The 20,681-nt window shown below is 64.2% G+C and carries 13 protein-coding genes; 1 reads left to right on the forward strand and 12 read right to left on the reverse strand.

Going from position 1 to position 20,681, the window contains the following annotated elements; genetic code table 11:
• Positions 1-10: 10 nt before the first annotated feature.
• On the reverse strand, positions 11-859 hold the full coding sequence (locus tag JS536_RS04180; RefSeq protein WP_214355899.1) for an ATP-binding cassette domain-containing protein: 849 nt from the start codon (positions 857-859) through the stop codon (positions 11-13).
• Positions 860-1,067: 208 nt separating this feature from the next.
• Entirely contained in the window at positions 1,068-2,318 is a 1,251-nt protein-coding gene (gene glgA, locus JS536_RS04185; RefSeq protein WP_214355900.1) for a glycogen synthase, read from the reverse strand.
• Positions 2,319-2,643: 325 nt separating this feature from the next.
• Between glgA and JS536_RS04190 the strand changes: the two genes are divergently transcribed.
• A complete protein-coding gene (locus JS536_RS04190) occupies positions 2,644-3,666 on the forward strand; it encodes a zinc ribbon domain-containing protein (RefSeq protein WP_214355901.1) in 1,023 nt (340 codons plus the stop codon).
• Between the two features lie 181 nt (positions 3,667-3,847).
• Here the strand turns inward: JS536_RS04190 and JS536_RS04195 are convergent, their stop codons facing one another.
• The 10 genes from JS536_RS04195 to JS536_RS04240 all read right to left on the reverse strand — a co-directional run bounded on the left by JS536_RS04195 (position 3,848) and on the right by JS536_RS04240 (position 20,520).
• A complete protein-coding gene (locus JS536_RS04195; protein WP_214304442.1) occupies positions 3,848-4,312 on the reverse strand; it encodes a tripartite tricarboxylate transporter TctB family protein in 465 nt (154 codons plus the stop codon).
• Positions 4,313-4,420: 108 nt separating this feature from the next.
• A complete protein-coding gene (locus tag JS536_RS04200; protein ID WP_214355902.1) occupies positions 4,421-6,373 on the reverse strand; it encodes a DUF5696 domain-containing protein in 1,953 nt (650 codons plus the stop codon).
• Positions 6,374-6,691: 318 nt separating this feature from the next.
• Positions 6,692-8,332, reverse strand: a complete 1,641-nt coding sequence (locus JS536_RS04205) for an ABC transporter substrate-binding protein (protein WP_214355903.1) — start codon at positions 8,330-8,332, stop codon at positions 6,692-6,694.
• Between the two features lie 187 nt (positions 8,333-8,519).
• Positions 8,520-9,425, reverse strand: coding sequence for a C39 family peptidase (locus JS536_RS04210; protein ID WP_214355904.1), 906 nt, complete (start codon positions 9,423-9,425; stop codon positions 8,520-8,522).
• 340 nt (positions 9,426-9,765) lie between these two features.
• Complete coding sequence (locus JS536_RS04215) at positions 9,766-11,304, reverse strand: glutamate synthase subunit beta (RefSeq protein WP_214304438.1); 1,539 nt, start codon at positions 11,302-11,304, stop codon at positions 9,766-9,768.
• A gap of 1 nt (position 11,305) precedes the next feature.
• A complete protein-coding gene (gltB, locus tag JS536_RS04220; protein ID WP_214355905.1) occupies positions 11,306-15,877 on the reverse strand; it encodes a glutamate synthase large subunit in 4,572 nt (1,523 codons plus the stop codon).
• A gap of 280 nt (positions 15,878-16,157) precedes the next feature.
• Positions 16,158-17,261, reverse strand: coding sequence for a LacI family DNA-binding transcriptional regulator (locus JS536_RS04225; protein ID WP_214355906.1), 1,104 nt, complete (start codon positions 17,259-17,261; stop codon positions 16,158-16,160).
• Positions 17,262-17,265: 4 nt separating this feature from the next.
• Complete coding sequence (locus tag JS536_RS04230; protein ID WP_214355907.1) at positions 17,266-18,174, reverse strand: carbohydrate ABC transporter permease; 909 nt, start codon at positions 18,172-18,174, stop codon at positions 17,266-17,268.
• Positions 18,174-19,148 (reverse strand): sugar ABC transporter permease, encoded by a 975-nt coding sequence (locus tag JS536_RS04235; RefSeq protein ID WP_214355908.1) that lies wholly within the window; start codon positions 19,146-19,148, stop codon positions 18,174-18,176. The genes JS536_RS04230 and JS536_RS04235 overlap by 1 nt, the downstream gene beginning before the upstream one ends.
• 58 nt (positions 19,149-19,206) lie before the next feature.
• Positions 19,207-20,520 (reverse strand): extracellular solute-binding protein, encoded by a 1,314-nt coding sequence (locus JS536_RS04240; protein WP_240544261.1) that lies wholly within the window; start codon positions 20,518-20,520, stop codon positions 19,207-19,209.
• Positions 20,521-20,681 lie beyond the last annotated feature (161 nt).

Genomic DNA, 20,681 nt, shown 5'->3' on the forward strand with positions numbered 1-20,681 from the left:
CCATCAACAATCACACCGCGTAGGCGGACCAGCGGCCGTGGCTGTGCTCGACTTCGATGGGCATGCCGAACAGGGCGGAGAGACGCTCGTCGGTCAGGCCTTCTTCGAGCGGACCGGAGTAGATGATGGTGCCAGCTCCGGGGTTGCCCATTGCGTCGATGCCATCGCTCGTGGCATCCTCGGCCGGAATCGGCTTGCGGCCCATGATGGCGATATGGTCGAAGCCCGCTGGAATCTCCTCCAAACGGTGGGTCACGAGCACCACCGCACGATTAGAACTCTCCTTGCCGATGCGGCTCAGCGTGCGCATCACCTGCTCGCGGCCACCCAGGTCAAGGCCGGTGGTCGGTTCGTCCATGATGAGCAGTTCCGGGTCTCCCATGAGCGCGCGGGCGATGAGCACTCGCGTGCGTTCGCCTTCGGACAGGCGCCACATCTGCTTGCCCTCCAGGTAGCCCACACGGAAGTCATGCAGCAGCTGGCGTGCGCGCGCGTATTCCGCTTCGGTGTACGTGTCCTGCCAGCGGCCGGTCACAGCGGACAGACCGGTAACCACGGCGTCCAACGGATCCTCGAAGTCGGGGAACTGACGGCCCAAGTCGGCGGAAGCGAGTCCGATGCGGGTGCGCAGTTTGAACACGTCGTACTTGCCGAGCTGATGGCCGAGGATGAACACGCGCCCCTCGGATGGGAAGGTGCGTGTGGCGAGCATGCCGACCGCCGTGGATTTGCCGATGCCGTTGGGACCGAACAGCACCCACCGCTCCCCCGCCTTGACGGTCAGGTTCACATCGGTGATGATGACGCGGCGATTGCGGCGGAATTCGACGTTGTCGAGCTGGAGGACGGTTTGTGGCATGTGTCGAGGTTCCTTCTGATACGTAGGCTCCCCTCAGTCACCTACGGTGACAGCTCCCCTCAGAGAGGGGAGCCAGTAAACATACAAGGCTCTACGCAGCAGAGCCAATGACCTATACAGAAAATCGGCTCCCCTCACTGAGGGGAGCTATCGCGCGAGCGACTGAGGGGAGCCGTTATCCGGGAACTACCGGGATTTGCTTCCGGACTTACTTCTTCTGCTCGTCAAGGACGGACTGGTAGACCTTGACGGTTTCGTCGGCGATGGACTCCCAGCTGAACACGTCACGGGCGCGCTCGTAGCCGGCCTGGCCCATCTTCTTACGAAGCTCCGGATCGGCCATGATCTTGTTGATGGCGTCGGCCATGTCGTGCACGAACTTGTCCGGGTCGGTGGGGGTGCCGGTGCCGTCGTGCAGCTGGTCGATCGGGACCAGGAAGCCGGTCTCACCATCCACCACGACCTCGGGGATGCCGCCGGTGGCGGAGGCGACCACGGGCAGGCCGCAGGCCATGGCCTCAAGGTTCACGATGCCCAGCGGCTCGTAGATGGACGGGCAGATGAAGGCGTCGCAGCCGTGCTCCAGCGCGCTCAGCTCGTTCTTCGGCAGCATCTCCTCGATCCAGATGATGTTGCCGCGCTCCTTGTCCAGCTCGGCGAAGGAGTTCTTGACCTCCTCCATGATCTCCGGGGTGTCCGGAGCGCCGGCGCACAGCACGATCTGGACGCCGGGGTCCACGAAGTGCAGGGCCTTGAGCAGGTACGGCAGGCCCTTCTGGCGGGTGATGCGGCCCACGAACAGCAGGGTGGGCTTGGAACGGTCGATGTTGTAACGCTCGAACACCTTCCAGCCCGGATCGTCGTCGGCTGGGGTGGCGAATTCGGACATGGTGATGCCGTTGTAGACCACGACCACCTTGTCCGGGTCAAGGTTCGGGTAGGCGGCGAGGATGTCCTTCTTCATGCCGCCGGAGACGGCGATCACGCGGTCGGCGTGCTCGTAGGCGTCCTTCTCGGCCCAGGAGCTCAGGTTGTAGCCGCCACCGAGCTGCTCGCGCTTCCACGGGCGGAACGGCTCCAGGGAGTGGGCGGTGATGACCAGCGGAGTGCCGTGCAGCATCTTGGCCAGGTAGCCGGCCAGGCAGGCGTACCAGGTGTGGGCGTGGATGATGTCGGCGTCGACATCGTTGGCGATCTGCAGGTCCACGCCGAAGGTCTTCAGCGCGGCGTTCGCGTCGGACAGCTCGGCAGGCACGTCGTAGCCCACGACCTTCAGGCTGCCCTTGGCCTCGTCCGCATGCGGGATGGCGGGGATGTCCGCCTCGGTGCGCTTGCCGTCGAACGCACGCACGGTCACGTCGATGCGCTCGGCGAGCACCTTGGACAGCTCCTCGGCGTGGACGCCTGCGCCGCCGTAGACCTTCGGCGGGTATTCACGGGTCAAAATATCAACTTTCATCTGCCTGCTCTCCTTCGTGCGTGCGTCAGTAATCAAGCACCTCCTACTTTAAAACACCGCATACGGCAAAACGCACAACCTCCAACGTGCGTTTTGCGGAAAACGTCACGCTGCCGGCATCCGGCGGCCTGCCTGGAATCGCCCTGAGACCCCTCACCCCAGCCCGGCCTGGCACCTCTCGCCGGACCCGACCCATAGGAATCCTCTCCACCGTCTCGGCTCGCTCTTCCGCGCGAATCCCGTCGGCGACCCGGAGCGCCTGGCAGGCCTTCCCTGTGCGAACGCATGTGTAATGTGGGAGCCAAGCAAAGGAAGGGAGCATGTCATGAACTGTCTGCATTGCGGCAATCCGTTGCAGCCCGGCGATACGTTCTGCCAGGCGTGCGGCGCTCTTCAGGATGACAACGGGACGCTGACCGATAGGACGCTACGTGACAACATCCCGTCCGACGGCATTCCCACCTCCCCCATTCCGGTCAGCCCGGTGCCGTTGCCGCCCGCCGTGCCCGCGCATACTTCCGCGGCCGCTCCCCAGCAGGGTTATCAGTTCCAAGCCGGTGCGGGGAATGCATCGCGAGCGTCCGCCGCCGCGACTACTCCGTCGCCGGCAACCGGTTCCCCGGCGACAGGCAAGACGGTGAAGTCCCAGATCGTCATCGTCGTGCTTATCGCCGCCATCGTCGCGGTGGTGTTATGCATCGTAGGCATCGTGGCATACGGCACCGGCCGTCTCGGCCAGTCGGGCGATACGACGACCTCGGCTTCGACGGGCAACGGCAATTCCGGTGCCGCATCATCCGGCGACGATGCCAAACAGTCCGGCAAGTCCAAGTCCAAGACCAAGTCCGATGCCAAGGATTCGACTGATACAAAGAAGAAGTCCGGCACCGACTCCGACAGCCAATCGGAAACAAAAGACAGCAAGGACAAGAAAGCCATGGACGCCGGCACCGCCACGTACTCCAACGGGCGCTTCGCCTATGCCGTGGACGTTCCGGCGAGCTATGATCGCGGCCCGGAATCGGACAACGGTGACGGCGTGAAATTCTCCGATCCTGATTCCGGCGTGCAGATCGCCGTTTGGGGCCAGTACAACGCCCTGTTCCACTCACCGCAGGACGAGCTGGACTTCCTCAAGGAGAACGCCGGTGCCGATCCGGCATTCGAGCTGGTGGCCGGCCAGTCCGTGTACCTGAGTTATGAGAAGGACGACACCATTTACTACATCCGCGAAATCGTGACCGACGAAAAGATCGCGGCTGTGAAGATCTCCTATCCCAATACCGATCGCGCCGCCGGTGACCCACTGACCGAAACCGTGCCCCCGACATTGCACTTCCTCCAGTAGGCGAACCAACAAGGTCCGGACGGTACTGTACGCACTGTGCCGTCCGGAACGCCGCGGAATGGCTCATCGCCATCGAACAGCAGACAACGAATAAGGGTTGGTGGGTTGTTCCCGTACGAGGAGCAACCCACCAACCCTTACGCATATGCCGCGAGACACGGCGTCTCAGCATCGAAACGAATCAGACGGCGGTGCCGTTCTGGTCCAAATTCGGATTGTGCTTGGAATCGCCGGCGGTGAAGAACAGGCTCACCACACCCACGATGAACACGCCGGACACGGTGGCGATCAGCCACATCGGGTGGCTCGGCAGCCACATGACCACGAAGAACGCGATGATGGCCAACGCGATGAGCGTCCAGCTGCCCACGCGGAACCACTGGCGCACGGAGTGCGGTGCCTTGAACATCTTCGGATTCGTGTAATCCGGGTTGGTGTTCAGCACGGTCTCCGGCTCGGACTCCACCACGGCGCTCGGCTTCCACGGGCCCAGGGACTCGCCGTCCTGCAGCCTGCGGGAACGCTCCTGCAGCTGGTATTCGTCGATCATGCCCGCACGGCCACGACCGCGGGTGGAATCATACTGGGAAGGCACTCCCCTGCGGTTGGCCTTGGCCTGGGCGCGACGCTCGGCGCGATTCGCCATCTCACTACTCCTCTACTACGAGACGGATAAACACTGTTGGCTATATTACTCGCATGCCGGCGAACTCAGCGCGAACCGTTCAGCCGGCGATGCCAGCAACACTACCCATCAGCGTTCTTCACCGTCGGCGGACTCCTCGATACGGTAGGTCTGCGTGTGGAAGTCGCAGGTGACCGACGCGCCGCCGGCGAACACGGAGCGCTGCACGAGCGGGTCGCCATCGACGAATTCGTGGCGCACCAGCTCCTGCATGCCCACCTTCTCATGGAACGCGGCGACCGCGTGGCAGCGTTCGATCTCGTTTTCGGTGCGGGCGCGCTGCTCGGCGTCCATGTCGCCGTCCACGCCGATATACGCGGCGTCACGGATGAGGTACGGGGCGCCGCCGTTGAGCAGGGCGTACAGCATGTAGTCGTCGCCGTCCACCACGCGGTCCATCATCCACGGCTCGATGACGCAGTCGTGGTAGACGAGGTTGTACAGCGGCACGGGCACGCCCTGGCGCGGCGCGTCCGGGGAGCGCATCTGGAAGTCGTAGGGCGCGTAATGGCAGAACACGAGGCTCGGCACGGCCCAGTCGGAGACCTCCTCGGAAGAAGACAGGATGCCGTGCGAGAGCAGGTATTCGAAGCATTCGGCGCGACGCTCGTAGCATTCGCGACGGGTCATGCGATGCTCTGGGTTGGAGCATTCGTCGCCCTCGTTGCAGGTGAACACGTCGAGATACGCGCAGTCGAGCTTGATGCCGTGCGCGGCGATTTCGGCGAAGTTGCGGCGCACGTAGTCGGGCGCGAGTTCGGCGCACAGGTAGGTCTGGTGGCCGCCGGCCCAGCGCGCGTGCTCGGGCATGGTGCCGTCCGCCAGACGGATGGCGTTGTTGGTGTCGAAGGTCTTCGCGGTGAAGTAGTAGTCGCGGTACTGGTCGTGCGTGCCGAAGATGTCGCCCTGCTCGTGGCAGGTGTCGACCAGCTCCTTCATGCCTTCCCAACCGCCGGCTTCCTGGCATGCGGGCAGGTAGTCGGGGTGCTCGTTGTCGTATCCGGGCTGCGCCCAACCGTCCAGGTGCATGTAGAGGCGTCCCGCGCCCATCTCGTGCAGCGTGCGCATTTGCTTGACGCGCTGCGCGAAGGTGACGAGTGAGCCGTTCTTCTCCGGATGGTCCTTGTCGTAGTAGTAGGAATCCGGCTGGACCTTGGTCTTGATGCCGACGTGCACCCAGGAGCGGCCGATGAGGTCGCGCACGGAGGGGTTGCGCGCTGCCTTCTCGGCGAGGGTGCGCAGACGTCCGCGTTCATTGACGTAGGCGCGGTAGGACTTGCAGACGGTGTTGTGATCGGCGTGGTCGAGGAAGCGGTAGCGTACCACGCGACGGTAGTCCATGGTGCCCAGGCTCGGGTCGAACCAAGTGCCGACGTGCGTGTAGGGACCGTCCGCAGGATGGTCGATACCGTAGCCGGCGTTCCACGGGGTCTCGCAGATGGCGATGTAGGCGTGGCCGTCCGCGCGCAGCTGGGCGAACCAGGGCATGTAGCCGCCGGCGGTCTCGAAGCGGCCCTCGAAGGCGATGTCCTTGGTGGCAACCGCCGTGGGCCAGGTGTTGGGGATCATGACGCCCTGCTCATGGGTGATGAGGGTCACGTCGTGGCTTTCAGCGCGATCGAACGCCATTTCGGCGGGCCAGACCACCTTGGTGACGTCCAGTCCGCTTTCGTTGAGCGGGATCCATTCGAACAACACGTCGCCGGAGGCACGCTCGATCCACACGTAGGTGGCGAACGAGTAGGCGCTATGGCCGAAGCCGGTGTACACGCTGCGCACGCCGACGCCGGTGCCGGTCTCGCGGCTTTCGTGGGTGATGGCGACGGCGTCCGTGAACGCGAACGTGCCTTGCTTGGTCTCCAGTCGCGGCTGTGCGGTGATGGTTCCGGCATCGGCGGAGGCCTCGGTGCCATGGGTTCCGTCATCGATGACGGTGTTCCATTCGGCGCCGTTTCGCTGGAACGCGAACTGCCCCGTCCGCTCGTCGAATCGCACGGTGGTGCCGGCTGCGGTGAATTCCATGATGTGCTTGTGCTCCTGTTGTTCTGTGTCCTCGACTCCCCTGGTCCGGGTCGTCATTGTCCTGATAAGTGCGACTGTCCCGCGATGTTCTGCCGTGAACCGATTCGCGCGAATCGTATGGCTCGTACGAATCGCACGGTACGTACGGTACGTACGGGCCAGTTCACGGCAAAACGCCCGCCGGTCGCATAGGGCCGGCGGGCGTCGACGGACGTTCGTCTCAAGCCTCATCCATGGTACCGGACCGGATGGTATCCGACCGGTATCAGCGGACGTGGCGCAACGAACGTCGCTCGCGATATCACCGATATCGCATTATCACTTCTTGGTCAGTTCGGTGAACACCGGGCCGCCGCCGTAGTCGAACTCGACTCCGGAGACGCTCGGGGTACTCACGGCAGTGGCGTTCTGGTTCCACAGCGGAATGGCCGGCAGGTCCTGCAGCAGGATCTCCTCGCCCTGCTGGTAGTACTTGTCCGCTTCCTCGGTGGAGGGCGCGGAGAGGGCCTTGTCCATGAGCGCGTCGAACTCGGGGTTCTTGTAGTTGCCGGAGTTCGCGCCCTTGCCGTCGGCGGAGCTGGAGGCGTACAGCTGTACCAGGTAGTTGTCGGCGGACGGGTAGTCGGGGCCCCAACCGCTGCGGTAGGCGGTGGTCATCTTGCCGGAGTCCACGTTGGACAGGAACTCGTCGGAGGTGGACATCGGGGCGCCCTCGGCCTTGATGCCGAGCGTGTTCTTGACGTAGTTGCACACGGCCTCGACCCAGCCCTTGGCGTTGCCGTCGGCGTTGTAGGCGATCTTGAAATCGCCGCTCCACGGGGAGATGGCGTTGGCCTTGGCCCACAGTTCCTTGGCCTTGGTGGGGTTGTACTGGAGCACCTCGTTGCCCTTGAGGTTCTTGGAGTAGGCGCTGATCGGTGCGGCGAGGAAGTCCACGGCCGGCGTGGAGGTGTTGTTGAAGATCTTCTCGGCGATGGTCTTGCGGTCGATGGACATGGAGATGGCCTGACGACGCAGGTTGCCTTCCTCGTTCTGGCCGAAGTGCTCAAGCCATTCGGGGATGGTGAAGGTCAGCGTGTTGCCGCCGGGCTGGTTGTACGCCTTGATGGTCTTGTCCGACTGGAAGGTCTTCAGCGCGGTGGCGGGAATCGCGTGCGTGAAGTCGAGGTTGCCGCCACGCAGGTCGGCGTAGGCGGAATCGGGCGACGTGTAGATCATGAAGTCAAGACCGTCGTTCTTGGCGACGCGGTTGCCCTTGTAGTCGGGGTTCTTGACCATCTTGATGCTGCGGTTGTGCGTCCAGGAGACGAACTTGTACGGGCCGTTGCCCACCGGGTTCTCGCCATACTTCTTCGGGTTCTTGAACGCGGATTCGGGCAGCGGCATGTAGGCGTGGCTGCCGGCCTTGACCGGGAACGCCGAGTCGGGCTGGCTCAGCTTCACGTCGATGGTGTAGTCGTCCACAACCTTGAGGCCGGAGAGCGTGGCGCTGGGATCCACGTCCGACTTCTGCAGGTCGTCGTAGCCCTCGATGGTGCTGAAGAAGCTGGCGCTGCCCTGCTTGTTGGCGCTGTTGGCCGTGTAGTTCCAGGCGTCCACGAAGGAGTGGGCGGTCACCGGCGTGCCGTCGGTGAACTTCCAGCCCTTCTTGATCTTGATGACGTAGTGGGTGGCGTTGTCGCTGGAGGTGATGCTGTCGGCGACCTCGTTGTGGATGCCGCCCTTGGCGTCGTAGGTGACCAGGCCGGCGAACAGCTGGTCGACCACCTTGCCGCCGCCGGCCTCGGTGACCGCGCCGGGGAACAGCGGATGTGCCGGCTCGCTGCCGTACACGGAAATGATGTTGGAGCCCGCAGTGCTGCCGGCGTTGTTGGACGTGCCGGTCGATCCACAGCCGCTGAGCAGCATGACGAGCGCGGCGCCCGCCGCGACCAGCGTCGTGATGTGACGATTCTTCATGAACCTCTCCCAAAGTAGATGTGCCGTCTTTTTGACAACGGGCTGATACTTTAGGAGCCGTTTGTTAACTTTGTATGCATATTCCGAAATACAGACGCGCGCGGAGTGGCGCGGTGAACTCGCAGACGGACGCGCGGAGCTGTAAACGGATACCGGGGGAATTCCTCGTATGCCCGTTTTGCCCGCCTCACCACACGTAGGCGGGCTCCTCGTTATCCACGATGGCGCTCATCATGGTGGCCGTGTCCACGACCTTGTGGCCCGCATGGACGGGATCCTGCATGTTGTAGGACGGGTCGAGGATGTGGTATTGCGTGATCGTCCCGTTCTCGTCGGTGTCGTATCCCATGACGACCACCACATGGTTGCCATGTCCGAACCATGGGTAGAGCACGTGGACGTCCACGGCGGCGAACACCGGATAGTCATCGGCGAGATCGGCCTTCACCCTCTCGGCGAACGTCTGTGCGACGGACGGATCCCTGTCCCCTATGGCGATGGTCTGTACGCGATATCCCGCGCCGGAAGGCGTCGCGGTCTCATCTCCGAACAGATAGGCGTTGGCCACGCGCGCCAGATCCACGTATTCCGTGCCGGTCACCGGCTTGGTGTTCATGCGTTCGGCCAGCGTGGTCTGGTCCGCGTCGATTCCCTTGTATGCCAGGACCATCTGCAGGGCACCCGGCACGCACCAGTAGCCGGTCTCCTGTACACGTTGCGGCACGTCAAGCATCACGCGGTCGGTGTTCGGCTCGGTCCGGTCTGTCTTGTCCGCGCATTCCGACGACGCATCCGCTTTTTCGCCGGCCGCATTGCAGAACCAGTCGTCGCCGGGATAGGAGTCGTCCACGCCTGCGTTGAGTCCGGCGAGTTCCTTGGGGTCGTGCAGTGACGCGGGTTCGGGCACGGCCTGTTTTGTCCCGGATTGGTCTCCGCCGGGCGTGATTTCCTGCGATTGACCGGTCTGGTTCGTGTGGGAGCCCGCGGCAGAGCGCGAAGGAATCCGGCCCGCATTCCACATCAGCGCGCCGATTCCAAGCAATGCAGCAAGGACGATGATGGCCGCCAATACGGCTGTTCGCGTGCGCTTCATTGCGTACCGCCTTTCCCTATGAATCCATGGTACCGTGCGTGCGCGCAAAACGACACTATGTATGCGGCTGAACGAAGGTCCCGCATACATAGTGATGGTTAGGAACGCAAAAGTGACACTATGTATGCGGGAGCATGGTCCAACCGCATACATAGTGACGGTTTCGGGTGATGTGGCGTTCCCTCGACCGCTAGATGCTCGCCTGCTACACCCCTTAGGCCGCTTCCGACGGCCAGTTCCTCTGACGGGAAAGCCTGGGATGGCCTAGAAAAACAAAGCTCCCCTTCCGGGAGGAAGGGGAGCTAGCGGGAGACGAACCTGCGGACCGTATCAGCTCGTATCAGCGGGGCAGCATCATCGGACGGGCGCTGGCCTTGATCGGGGCGGGTAGCTCGCTGGTCTTCTCGCTGGAGAGGTACTCGTCCACGGCGGCCGCGCAGGAGCGGCCTTCGGCGATGGCCCACACCACGAGGCTCTGGCCACGGCCGGCGTCGCCGCACACGAACACGCCGTCCTGGCTGGTGGCGTAGTTGTCGTTGCGGGCGATGTTGCCGCGCTTGTCGAGTTCCACGGGCAGCTGGTCGAGCAGCGTGGTGGTGTCCGGGTGCAGGAAGCCCACGGAGATGAGCACCAGGTCGGCGGGCAGCACGCGCTCGGTGCCGGGCTGGCGGGTGAACGGGCCATCCTCGCCGGGGGCCACGGAGACCACCTTGAGGCCGGTCACGTGACCATGCTCGTCCGCCACGAAGCCTTCGGCGGTGGTGGAGTTCTCGATCTTGACCTTGGCCTGCTCCTCCTCGGAACCGATGAAGTTCACGGAGTCGGTGCTGTACAGGTAGGTGCCACCCTCGGCCATGGACGTGGTCTTCTGGTAGGTGCGGGCGAAGGTCGGCCACGGCTGGTTGGCCGGACGGGTCTCGGGCTCCTTCGGCATGATCTGCAGCACGGTCACGTCCTTCGCGCCCTGGCGGATGGAGGTGCCGAGGCAGTCGGAACCGGTGTCGCCGCCGCCGATGACGATGACGTGCTTGTCCTTGGCGGTGATATCGTTGACCGGCTTGACGCCGAAGACGCGACGGGTGGCGTCAGGCAGGAAGTCGAGGGCGAAGTGGATGCCGTCGAGCTCGCGGCCGGGGATCTTCATGTCGCGCGGCACGCGGGAGCCGATGGCCACCACGACGGCGTCGTAGCGATCGCGCAGATCGTCCCAGGAGATGTCCTTGCCGATCTCGACGTTCGTGTAGAAGCGGGTGCCTTCGGCCTCCATCTGCTTGACGCGGCGGTCGATCAGGCCCTTCTCGAGCTTGAAGTTCGGGATGCCGTAGCGCATGAGGCCGCCGATGGCGTCGTCCTTCTCGTAGACGACCACGGTGTGGCCGGCGCGCGTGAGCTGCTGGGCGGCGGCGAGGCCGGCGGGACCGGAACCCACCACGGCCACGGTCTGGTCGGTCAGACGCTGCGGCGGCAGGGGCTTGACGTAGCCGAGCTCCCAGGCCTGGTCGATGATGGTGACCTCATCGTTCTTGATCATGGTCGGCGGCTGGTGGATGCCGAGCACGCAGGCCTGCTCGCACAGGGCCGGGCAGATACGGCCGGTGAACTCCGGGAAGTTGGAGGTCTGCGACAGACGGTTGTACGCATCCTCCCACTTGCCCTGGCGTACCAGGTCGTTCCACTCCGGGATGACATTGCCCAGCGGGCAGCCGGTCATGCAGAACGGGGTGCCGCAGTCCATGCAGCGGGCCGCCTGCTCCTTGGTCCAGGGCTGCAGGCCGGATTCGGCGTGCACGTCGAACCAGTCCTTGATGCGTTCCTCGACGGGGCGTTCGGCCAGCTCGCGGCGGGTACGGACCTTCAGGAATCCTCTCGGGTCGCCCATGTCAGCGCACTCCTTCCGTAACGTGCTCGTAAACCTCTTCCCAGGCTCCGGGCGAATTGAAATCGATGTTGTTGGCCTTGGCGTCTTCCATGGCCTTGGTCATGGCCAGGTACTGCTTCGGCACCACGTGCGTGAAGCGCTTGACCGTGTTGGACCAGTCCTCAAGCAGAGCGGCGGCGAACTGGGATCCGGTCTCCTCCGCGTGCTGCTTGATCAGGCCGTACACCAGCTTGGCGGTGTCGGCGTCCAGGGACTTGAAGAGCAGCGCGCCGGACTTGATGGCGCCCGGGTTGACCTTCTTCATGTCGAGGTCGAGCACGTAGGTGTTGCCGCCGGAGAAGCCCGCGCCGAAGTTGCGGCCGGTGGGTCCGAGCACCACCACGGTGCCGCCGGTCATGTACTCGCAGCCGTGGTCGCCCACGCCTTCCACCACGAACGTGGCACCGGAGTTACGCACGGCGAAGCGTTCGCCTGCGCGGCCGGCCACGAACATCTGGCCGGAGGTGGCGCCGAAGCCGGTCACGTTGCCGGCGATGACGTTCTCGTGCTTGTCGAAGGTGACGTTGTCTTCGGGGCGCACGATCATGCGGCCGCCGGACAGGCCCTTGCCGGCGTAGTCGTTGACTTCGCCGTAGATGCGCATGGTCTCGCCGCGCGGGATGAACGCGCCGATGGACTGGCCGCCGGAGCCGTGCAGGGTCATGTCGATGGTGTCGTCCGGCAGGCCCTCCTCGCCGTAGCGGCGGGTGATCTCATAGCCGACCATGGTGCCGACCGTACGGTTGACGTTGCGGATCGGCATTTCGATGCGCACGGGCTCCTTGTGGTCGAGCGCAGGCTGGGCGAGCTCGATGAGCTTGTTGTCCAGCGCCTTCTCGAGCTCATGGTTCTGCTCGATGGTCTGGTGCAGGATGGTGCCCGGCACCGGGCCGGCCTGCTTGAGCACGTTCGTCAGGTCGATGCCGTCGGACTTCCAGCGCTTGATGGCCTCGTTCTGGTCCAGGCACTCGACGTGGCCGATGGCCTCCTCGAGTGTCCTGAAACCGAGCTGGGCGAGGATCTCGCGCACTTCCTCGGCGATGAACATGAAGAAGTTGACCACATGTTCGGGCTTGCCGCGGAAGCGGGCGCGCAGTTCCGGATCCTGGGTGGCGATGCCCTGCGGGCAGGTGTTCTTCTGGCATGCGCGCATCATGACGCAGCCCTCGACGATCAGCGCCGCGGTGGCGAAGCCGAATTCCTCGGCGCCAAGCAGGGCGGCGATGACCACGTCACGGCCGGTCTTGAGCTCGCCATCGCACTGGACGACGATGCGGGAGCGCAGGCCGTTGAGGATCAGCGTCTGCTGGGTCTCGGACAGGCCGATCTCCCACGGGGTGCCGGCGTGCTTGATGGCGTTGAGCGGGGCAGCGCCCGTACCGCCGTCATAACCGGAGATGAGCACCACGTCAGCATGGCACTTGGCCACGCCGGCCGCGATGGTGCCCACGCCGAACTCGGAGACGAGCTTGACGTGGATGCGGGCCTTCGGGTTCGCCATCTTCGCATCGTTGATCAGCTGCTTGAGATCCTCGATGGAGTAGATGTCGTGGTGCGGCGGCGGGGAGATGAGCTCCACGCCCGGGGTGGCGTGACGGACCTTGGCGATCCACGGCGGGACCTTGGCGCCGGGCAGGTGGCCGCCCTCGCCGGGCTTGGCGCCCTGGGCGAGCTTGATCTGCAGGTCGGTGGCGTGCACCAGGTAGTCGGAGGTCACGCCGAAACGGGCGGACGCGATCTGCTTGATGCGGCTGTAGCGCTGCGGGTCGTTGATGCGGTCCTCGGACTCGCCGCCCTCGCCGGAGTTGGAGCGCGCGCCGATGGAGTTCATGGCCAGGGCGAGCGTCTCGTGGGCTTCCTGGGAGATGGAGCCGTAGCTCATGGCACCGGTGGAGAAGCGCTTGACGATCTCGGAGGCCGGCTCGACCTCGGAGATGTCGATGGGCTTGCGGTTGGAGTTGAACTTCATCAGGCCGCGCAGGGTCATGAGTCGGTTCGACGTGTCGTTGATGTGGTGCGAGTACTTCTTGAACATCTGGTAGTCGCCGCGCTGGGTCGACTGCTGGAGCAGGAAGATGGCCTCCGGGTCGTTGAGGTGGTCCTCGCCGGTGCGGCGCCACTTGTAGTCGCCGCCGGTGCGCAGGTTGCGGTGCGGGGCCGCGGTCCACTGGTTCGGGTAGGCCACGCGGTGGCGGATGGCCACTTCCTCGGCGATTTCGTCGAGGCCCACGCCGCCCACGCGGGAGGTGGTGCCGGTGAAGTATTCGTCCACGACCTGCTGGTTGAGGCCTACGGCCTCGAACAGCTGGGCACCGCGGTAGCTCATGATGGTGGAGACGCCCATCTTGGACATGATCTTGAGCACACCGGTGGAGAGGGCCTTGGTGAGGTTCTTCACGGCGGTGTCCGCGTCGACCTTGAGGTAGCCGGTGCGGGCCAGGTTCTCCACGGATTCGAACGCCAGGTACGGGTTCACGCATGCGGCGCCGTAGGCGATGAGCAGTGCCACGTGGTGGATCTCGCGCACGTCGCCGGCCTCCACGACCATCGAGATCTGGGTGCGGGTGTGGCGACGCAGCAGGTGATGCTGGACGGCGGAGGTGAGCAGCAGGGACGGGATCGGGCCCCAGGTGTGGTTGGAATCACGATCGGAGAGCACGAGGAAGTTCTTGCCGGCTTCGATGGCCTCGTCCACCTCGGCGAAGATCTCGTCCAGACGCTCCTTCAGGGCCTTGCCGCCGCCGGCGACCTGGTAGAGGCCCTTGACCACGTACGGGCGGTAGTAGTCGCCGAGCACGCGGGCGCGGTCGAGGCGCTTCAGCTGGGCCATTTCGTCGGAGTTGACCACGGGCAGCGGGATGAGGATCTTCTTGGCGTGCAGCTCGGAATCGGCCAGCAGGTTCGGCTCGGGGCCGATGGCGGATTCGAGGGAGGTGACGATCTCCTCACGCTCCCAGTCCAGCGGCGGGTTGGTGACCTGCGCGAACTTCTGGGTGAAGTAGTCGAAAAGCATGCGGCTGCGGCTGGAGAGGGCCGGCAGCGGGGTGTCGTTGCCCATGGAGCCCAGCGGCTCCTTGCCGGTGTTGGCCATCGGGGTGAGCAGGAGCTTGAGGTCCTCCTCGGTGTAGCCGAAGGCGCGCTGGCGGCGCTGGACGGACTGGCCGGAGTGGTTGACGTGCTCGCGCTTGGGCAGGTCGGAGAGCTCCACGGAGTTGCCTTCGACCCACTTGCGGTACGGGTGCTGGGAGGCGAGGTTCTTCTTGATCTCCTCGTCCGGGATGATACGGCCTTCGGCGGTGTCCACGAGGAACATCTTGCCCGGCTCCAGACGGCCCTTGGACACGATGTGCTCCTGGGCGATCTCCGGGATCACGCCGGCCTCGGAGGCCAGCACGATGTAGCCGTCATCGGTGAGCTGCCAACGGCCGGGACGGAAGCCGTTGCGGTCGAGCAGGGCGCCCACCTGGGTGCCGTCGGTGAAGACGATGTCGGCCGGGCCGTCCCACGGCTCGATGAGCGTGTTGTTGTACTCGTAGAAGGCGCGCACGTCCGGGTCGAGGTCCGGGTTCTTCTCCCAGGCCGGCGGCAGCATCATACAGATGGCGTGCGGCAGGGAGCGGCCGGCGAGATGCAGCAGTTCGAGGCATTCGTCGAAGGTGCCGGAATCGGAGTAGCCCGGAGTGGTGATCGGCAACAGCGGCTTGAACTCGCCGAGCAGTTCGGAGCTCAGGCGACCCTCGCGGGCGGACAGCCAGTTGCGGTTGCCCTGGATGGTGTTGATCTCGCCGTTGTGGGCCAGCAGGCGGAACGGCTGGGCCAGTGGCCAGCTCGGGAACGTGTTGGTGGAGAAGCGGGAGTGGACGATGGCCACGGTGGCCTTCATGCGCTCGTCGTTCAGATCCTCGAAGAAGTGGGTGAGCTGCATGGTGGTGAGCATGCCCTTGTACGTGATGGTACGGGCGGACAGGGATGCGAAGTAGACACCCACCTCATGCTCAACGCGCTTGCGGATGCGGAAGGTCTTGCGGTCGAGTTCGAGACCGCCGAGCGAGCCGTCCGGGGAGGCGACCACGAGGGTTTTGAAGCCCGGCATGGCGGCGAGGGCCTGCAGGCCGAGGCCGTCCGGGTTGGTGGGCACTACGCGCCAGGCGAGCACTTCGAGGCCCTCCTCGCGCACGATGTTGGCGATGGCCTGCTCCTGCTGGCCGGAGGTCTCGATGTCACGGTCGAGGAACGCGATGCCGGCGGCGTAGTGGCCGGCTTCCGGCAGATCGGCCGGAACGGTGGCGCGCATGAACTCGTCCGGCATGCTCATCAGGATGCCGGCGCCGTCGCCCGTATTCTCCTCGGCACCCACGGCACCACGGTGGTCGAGGTTGACCAGCACTTCGATGGCGTCGGTGACGATCTTACGTTCGGGGCGCTTATTCAGGGTGGTGACCATACCCACACCACAGGCGTCATGCTCGTTGGAGGGGTCATACATGCCGTCCGGAGCATGGACCGTGAGATCAAGCGGGGCTTTGAATGTCACCGAAATCACCTCAATTGGTTATGGGCGCGCTCACAACGTGCCTCTTCCTCTAAGTTGCTGTTGACAGCGTAGCGTCGCGGTATGTCTTTTACGTTTCGCTGTCCATATACCGAGTTGCGGAAAAAGTCAAGGGTTAATTTTACCCAATTTCCTGACGCCGCGTTGCATCGGCCGCGTCATGGGCCATCCTTGACGCCGCATATGCCTGTGAATCGCGGCAATGGCGCGCTTGCAAGAATAAAGGCTCCCCTTCCGGGAAGCCTTTGACAAGGAATCAGAGCTACGCGGCGACGGGGGCGGTGGAGCGTCGTACCACCACGTCTGTGGGCATAATCACATCCCGGATGCCGTTGAGGCCGGCGTCGGCGGCGGCCGCGCCGAGGCGGTCAAAAGGCACGCGGACGGTGGTCAGCGGCACGATGAGGTCACCGGCATAGGGCATGTCATCGAATCCGCCCACGGAAATCTGATCAGGAACCGAGACCCCCATCGAAAGCAGTGCGTTGATGGCGTCCAGCGCCACCACATCGGTCACACCGACCACCGCGGTGAACGGGGCGCCATTGCGGTAGCGGTCCGCGATCTGCTGCATATCCGCGCCGCGGTCGCGCACGAACGGCAAATCCTGCGAGGAGTCATGACGGATGCCGGCTTCGGCGAGCGCACCGAGGAATCCCCGGTAACGCTCGTCGAACACCTCCGAACCGTCCCGCAGGCCGACGAACAGCATGTCACGATGGCCTAGGGAAATAAGGTATCTGGTGAGTTCGTGCATGCCCCGTTCACCGGCATAGTAGATCGTGCTGATGCGCGAATCCAGTCCGAGCCGGGGCCTGGCCAGCGCCACCAGGGACGTACCTACTTTCTGGAACTTATCCGCATATTCGTTGAGCGCATCATCCTGAATGGCGCCCGGATCGTCGTCCGCGGTGATGACGGCCACGCGCGGGCGCTGTCCCAGCAGATCGGTGAGCACCGCCTTGGCGTCCACGCGGGAGCCGGTGTATGCGCCGCCGGTGACGATGACGCGAAACGTCATGCCCCGATGCACCGCTTCCTCGGCAAGTGCGCTGGCCATGTCGCTATAGGTGCCGCCGGACAGGGCACGCATGACGAGTGTGATGGAGTTGGGCGGCGTGGTCAGGGCTTGCGCGTGCGCGTTGGGCACGTACCCCAATGCGTTGACCGCCTGCTCGACTTTGGCCCGCGTGGCGTCGGAGACGCGGGCGTTGCCGCGCATCACACGGGAGACGGTGGCCACGGAGACACCCGCGGCGGCGGCGATGTCCCTGATGTTGGCGTTGGACGTCTTGGCGGGCCCCTTGGTGGTCTTGACGGTGGTTGCGGTTTTGCCGGCAACCGCGGTATCCATCATTTCGGTCATCACATCATCCCTTCACTGCGCCCAAGGCCACACCGGAGCGCCAGAAGCGCTGCATGAGCATCATAACAACCGCGAGCGGGATGATGGAGACCACCGAGCCGGCAAGCGCGATGGTGGTCGGGTCGAACACGGAGGACTGCTTGGTCTGCATGAAGCTGTACAGGCCGAGCGCGAGCGTCCATTTGTCGGATCCGCGCAGCATGGTGATGGGCAGGTAGAAGTTGTTCCACTGCAGCACGAACGTGAGGATGAAGATGGTGGCGGCCGGCGTGGAGAGCATCGGCAGTACGATCTTGCGGAAGATGAGCAGCTCCCCCGCCCCGTCCACACGGGCGGCCTCCAACAGTTCGTCCGGCACGGTGCCGTCGATGTACTCCTTGGCGAGGTACACATCGAAGGCGTTGACGAAGGACGGGATGAGCACGGCCCAGACCGTGTCCGTGAGGTGGAGCCCGGCGAACAGCAGGTACAGCGGCAGTGTGAGCAGCGCGGTGGGCACGAGGAACGAGGCCATGACGAGCGCCATCTCGATCTTCTTACCGGGAAAGTCGAACTTGCTCAGCGAGTATCCGGCGGCGAGGGAGATGACGGTGCAGACGATGGCGCCCACGCCGGCATAAAGGATGGAGTTGCCCATCCAGCGGAAGAAGATGCCGTCCTCATAGGTGAACAGCTGGCGGAAGTTCTCGACCACATGGTTTTCGGCGCCGAACCACAGGCCGTTGGTGTTGTACAGTTCCACACGGCTTTTGGTCACGGACACGATGAGCCACCACAGGGGCGCGATGGAGTAGAACGCGAGCATGGCGAGGTATACGAGGATGCCGGGGCGGCTCCACTTGGACTGGCGAGAGACGCGAACGGCGCCTGCCACGGGCTTGCCGTAGCGGGGGCGCAGGAATGCGGTTGCCATCACTGCCCCTTCCTGTTGGTCACGCCGTAGACGACGGCGGAGATGGCGGCGATGACGAGCGCCAGCACCACGGACAGGGCGGCCGCGTAGTTGTAGTCGCCGCCCGCGGAGAACGTGTAGTTGTAGATGGTCATGATTGGCGTGAAGTTCGCGGTGACGGTCTGCGGGGAGGCCGAACGGAACAGCAGCGGCTGGTCGAAAAGCTGGAGCATGCCGATCATCGAAAGCAGGCCGGTCAGCAGCAGGGTGCCGCGGATCATCGGCAGTTTGATGGACCAGGCGATGCGCAGTTCGCTGGCGCCGTCGATGCGCGCGCTTTCGTAGAGCGAGGGGTCGATGGCGGTGAGGGAACCGTACATGATGAGCATGTTGAAGCCGATGTTGACCCACAGCAGGAGGTTGGCCATGGACACCCACAGCAGCTGCGGACTGAAGAAGTCCACGGTGACGCCGAACAGGGCGAAGAAGCGCTTGAGCGGGCCGATGTCCGGCGAGTACAGGTAGACCCACACCAAGGTGGAGACGATGGTGGGCACCATGTATGGCACGAGCAGCAGAATGCGGTACGCCTTCTTGGCGGCGCGCTTGGCCGCATCGAGCAGCAACGCCTCCACGGCGGCGAAGGCCATGATCAGCGGCGTGGCCACGCAGGTGAACAGAGCCACGCGGCCCATGCCGCTCCAGAACGCCGCATCCTGGAATGCGCGCGCGTATTGGGCGAGGCCGGCGAAGCGCGGGTGCGGTCCGTCGAGGCCGAGCCCACTGTATTTGAGCTCGAACAGGCTCTTCCACAGGGCGTAGAGGAAGGGCAGGATGAACGAGAAGAGGAACAGGGCGAAGAACGGCAGGCCGAACAGGGCGCCCTTGAGTCCACGGTGGCGATGCCATGAGGTGACCGGGTTCATGCCGCTCCCCTGCTGTGCGGCCTTGCCCACGTTCGCCGGTTTCGCCGGCTTGACTGTGGTGTTCATCATGCCCTCCAACGTTGGCGCTTGTGCGCGCTGAGCTTATGAGTATCAAGTGTGGTCATCATCATGTCTCCCGGACGTTGATGCCCTTGGTCTTCAGATCGTTGACGGTCCATCGCTGCAGGTAGTCGAGCATTTCGTCGCCCGTGACCTGCTTGTTGAGGAACTTGGCCCACTGGTCCTGCAACTGCTTGTACATGCCGGACCAGTTGACGCCGGTGGAGTACGGGGTGGCGGATTCGATGGAATCCTTGACCACCTGTTCGGCACCGGTCTTGTCCTGGAGGAGCTTGTCCGGCAGAGAATCGGCGATGTATGCGCTGGCGTCCTTCATGGCCGGGAACGTGCCGTTGCCGGTGGTGGGACTGGCGGCGATGCGCGCGGCCCTGTCGTTCGTGGCAAGCCACAGCGCGAAGTCAAGGGCCTCCTGCGGATGCCTGGCACCTTTGGGCAGGGCGTAGCCCTGCACGTTGAGCGGGGAGACGAGCGGAGAGGCGGCGGACTCCCTGGGCCAGTCGTACGCCTTCCAATCGCCGAGCGACTTCTGGAAGTTGGACTGGTAGGCCGAAAGTTGCCACGTGGAGGTGAGGATGGTGGCCAGGTCGCCGGACTGGAAGAACTGCATCAAGGCGTCCCATTCGATGAAGGTCTTCTGGCTGAACAGGCTCTCGTCCACGATGCGCTGCAGGTAGCCCATGGCCTTGCGGGTTTCGGCGCCGTTGATGTCGATGACCCAGGAGTCATCCTTGACCGAATACCAGTGCGCTCCGAACTGCTGGGCAAGCACCACCAGCATGGTGGGGTCCTCGCCGGCCAGGTTCATGATCTTGATCTTGGGGTCGACGGCCTTGAGCTGCTCCGCGGCGGATATGTACTCATCCCAGGTGGAGGGCACCTTGACGCCGTGCTCGTCAAAGGTGCGCTGGTTGGCGATGATGAACTGCGGGCTGAACTTGAACGGGATGGCGGCGAGCCTGTTCGCCACGGTGAACGATTCGACCGCGTTCGGGTTGAGATTCGCAAGGTCCGGCTTGTACGGGGCGATGTCCTGGATGGTGCCGTCCGCGAGCAGCGAGATGGTCGATTCCATGTTCGCCTCGAACAGGTCGGGCACGTTCTGGCCGGCCTTGACGGCGTTGACCAGCGATTCCTCGGCCTTGGTGTTGGTGGCCTGCCGATGGTAGACCACATGGATCCTGTCCTGGGAACGGTTGAAGGCGTCGGCCTGTTCCTGCTGGCCCTGCTCGTAGCCCCACCATTCGATGGTCACACGGCCATCGGAGGCGGTGGCGGCACCGCAGGCGGCCAAAGGCATGACCGACACGGCTGCCGTGGCGATGACGGCCGCGAGGCGGCCCCAACGATGCAAACCCTTCATAACCTTCAATCCTAATTCCTTGGTTCGTGCATTCTACGCTCCTTTGGGCTCCTCTCTTTGAGTGGAGCTGGCAGCCGCAGGCTGACTGAGGGAAGTCTCAGCTTAAACCACGAACACTCCCCTCAGCCCGCTCCGCGGCCAGCTCCCCCTCAGAGAGGGGA

It is taken from the genome of Bifidobacterium sp. SO4 (genome assembly GCF_018555355.1).
In the GTDB taxonomy this organism is placed as follows: Bacteria; Actinomycetota; Actinomycetes; order Actinomycetales; family Bifidobacteriaceae; genus Bifidobacterium; species Bifidobacterium miconisargentati.

What these genes read in the sequence shown, in the direction of transcription:
- JS536_RS04205 (WP_214355903.1), bottom strand. Translation starts at nt 8,332, where the DNA reads ATGAAGAATCGTCACATCACGACGCTGGTCGCGGCGGGCGCCGCGCTC.
- glgA (WP_214355900.1), bottom strand. Translation starts at nt 2,318, where the DNA reads ATGAAAGTTGATATTTTGACCCGTGAATACCCGCCGAAGGTCTACGGC.
- JS536_RS04225 (WP_214355906.1), bottom strand. Translation starts at nt 17,261, where the DNA reads ATGACCGAAATGATGGATACCGCGGTTGCCGGCAAAACCGCAACCACC.
- JS536_RS04230 (WP_214355907.1), bottom strand. Translation starts at nt 18,174, where the DNA reads ATGGCAACCGCATTCCTGCGCCCCCGCTACGGCAAGCCCGTGGCAGGC.
- JS536_RS04240 (WP_240544261.1), bottom strand. Translation starts at nt 20,520, where the DNA reads ATGAAGGGTTTGCATCGTTGGGGCCGCCTCGCGGCCGTCATCGCCACG.
- JS536_RS04210 (WP_214355904.1), bottom strand. Translation starts at nt 9,425, where the DNA reads ATGAAGCGCACGCGAACAGCCGTATTGGCGGCCATCATCGTCCTTGCT.
- JS536_RS04195 (WP_214304442.1), bottom strand. Translation starts at nt 4,312, where the DNA reads ATGGCGAATCGCGCCGAGCGTCGCGCCCAGGCCAAGGCCAACCGCAGG.
- JS536_RS04180 (WP_214355899.1), bottom strand. Translation starts at nt 859, where the DNA reads ATGCCACAAACCGTCCTCCAGCTCGACAACGTCGAATTCCGCCGCAAT.
- JS536_RS04235 (WP_214355908.1), bottom strand. Translation starts at nt 19,148, where the DNA reads ATGATGAACACCACAGTCAAGCCGGCGAAACCGGCGAACGTGGGCAAG.
- JS536_RS04215 (WP_214304438.1), bottom strand. Translation starts at nt 11,304, where the DNA reads ATGGGCGACCCGAGAGGATTCCTGAAGGTCCGTACCCGCCGCGAGCTG.
- JS536_RS04200 (WP_214355902.1), bottom strand. Translation starts at nt 6,373, where the DNA reads ATGGAATTCACCGCAGCCGGCACCACCGTGCGATTCGACGAGCGGACG.
- JS536_RS04190 (WP_214355901.1), top strand. Translation starts at nt 2,644, where the DNA reads ATGAACTGTCTGCATTGCGGCAATCCGTTGCAGCCCGGCGATACGTTC.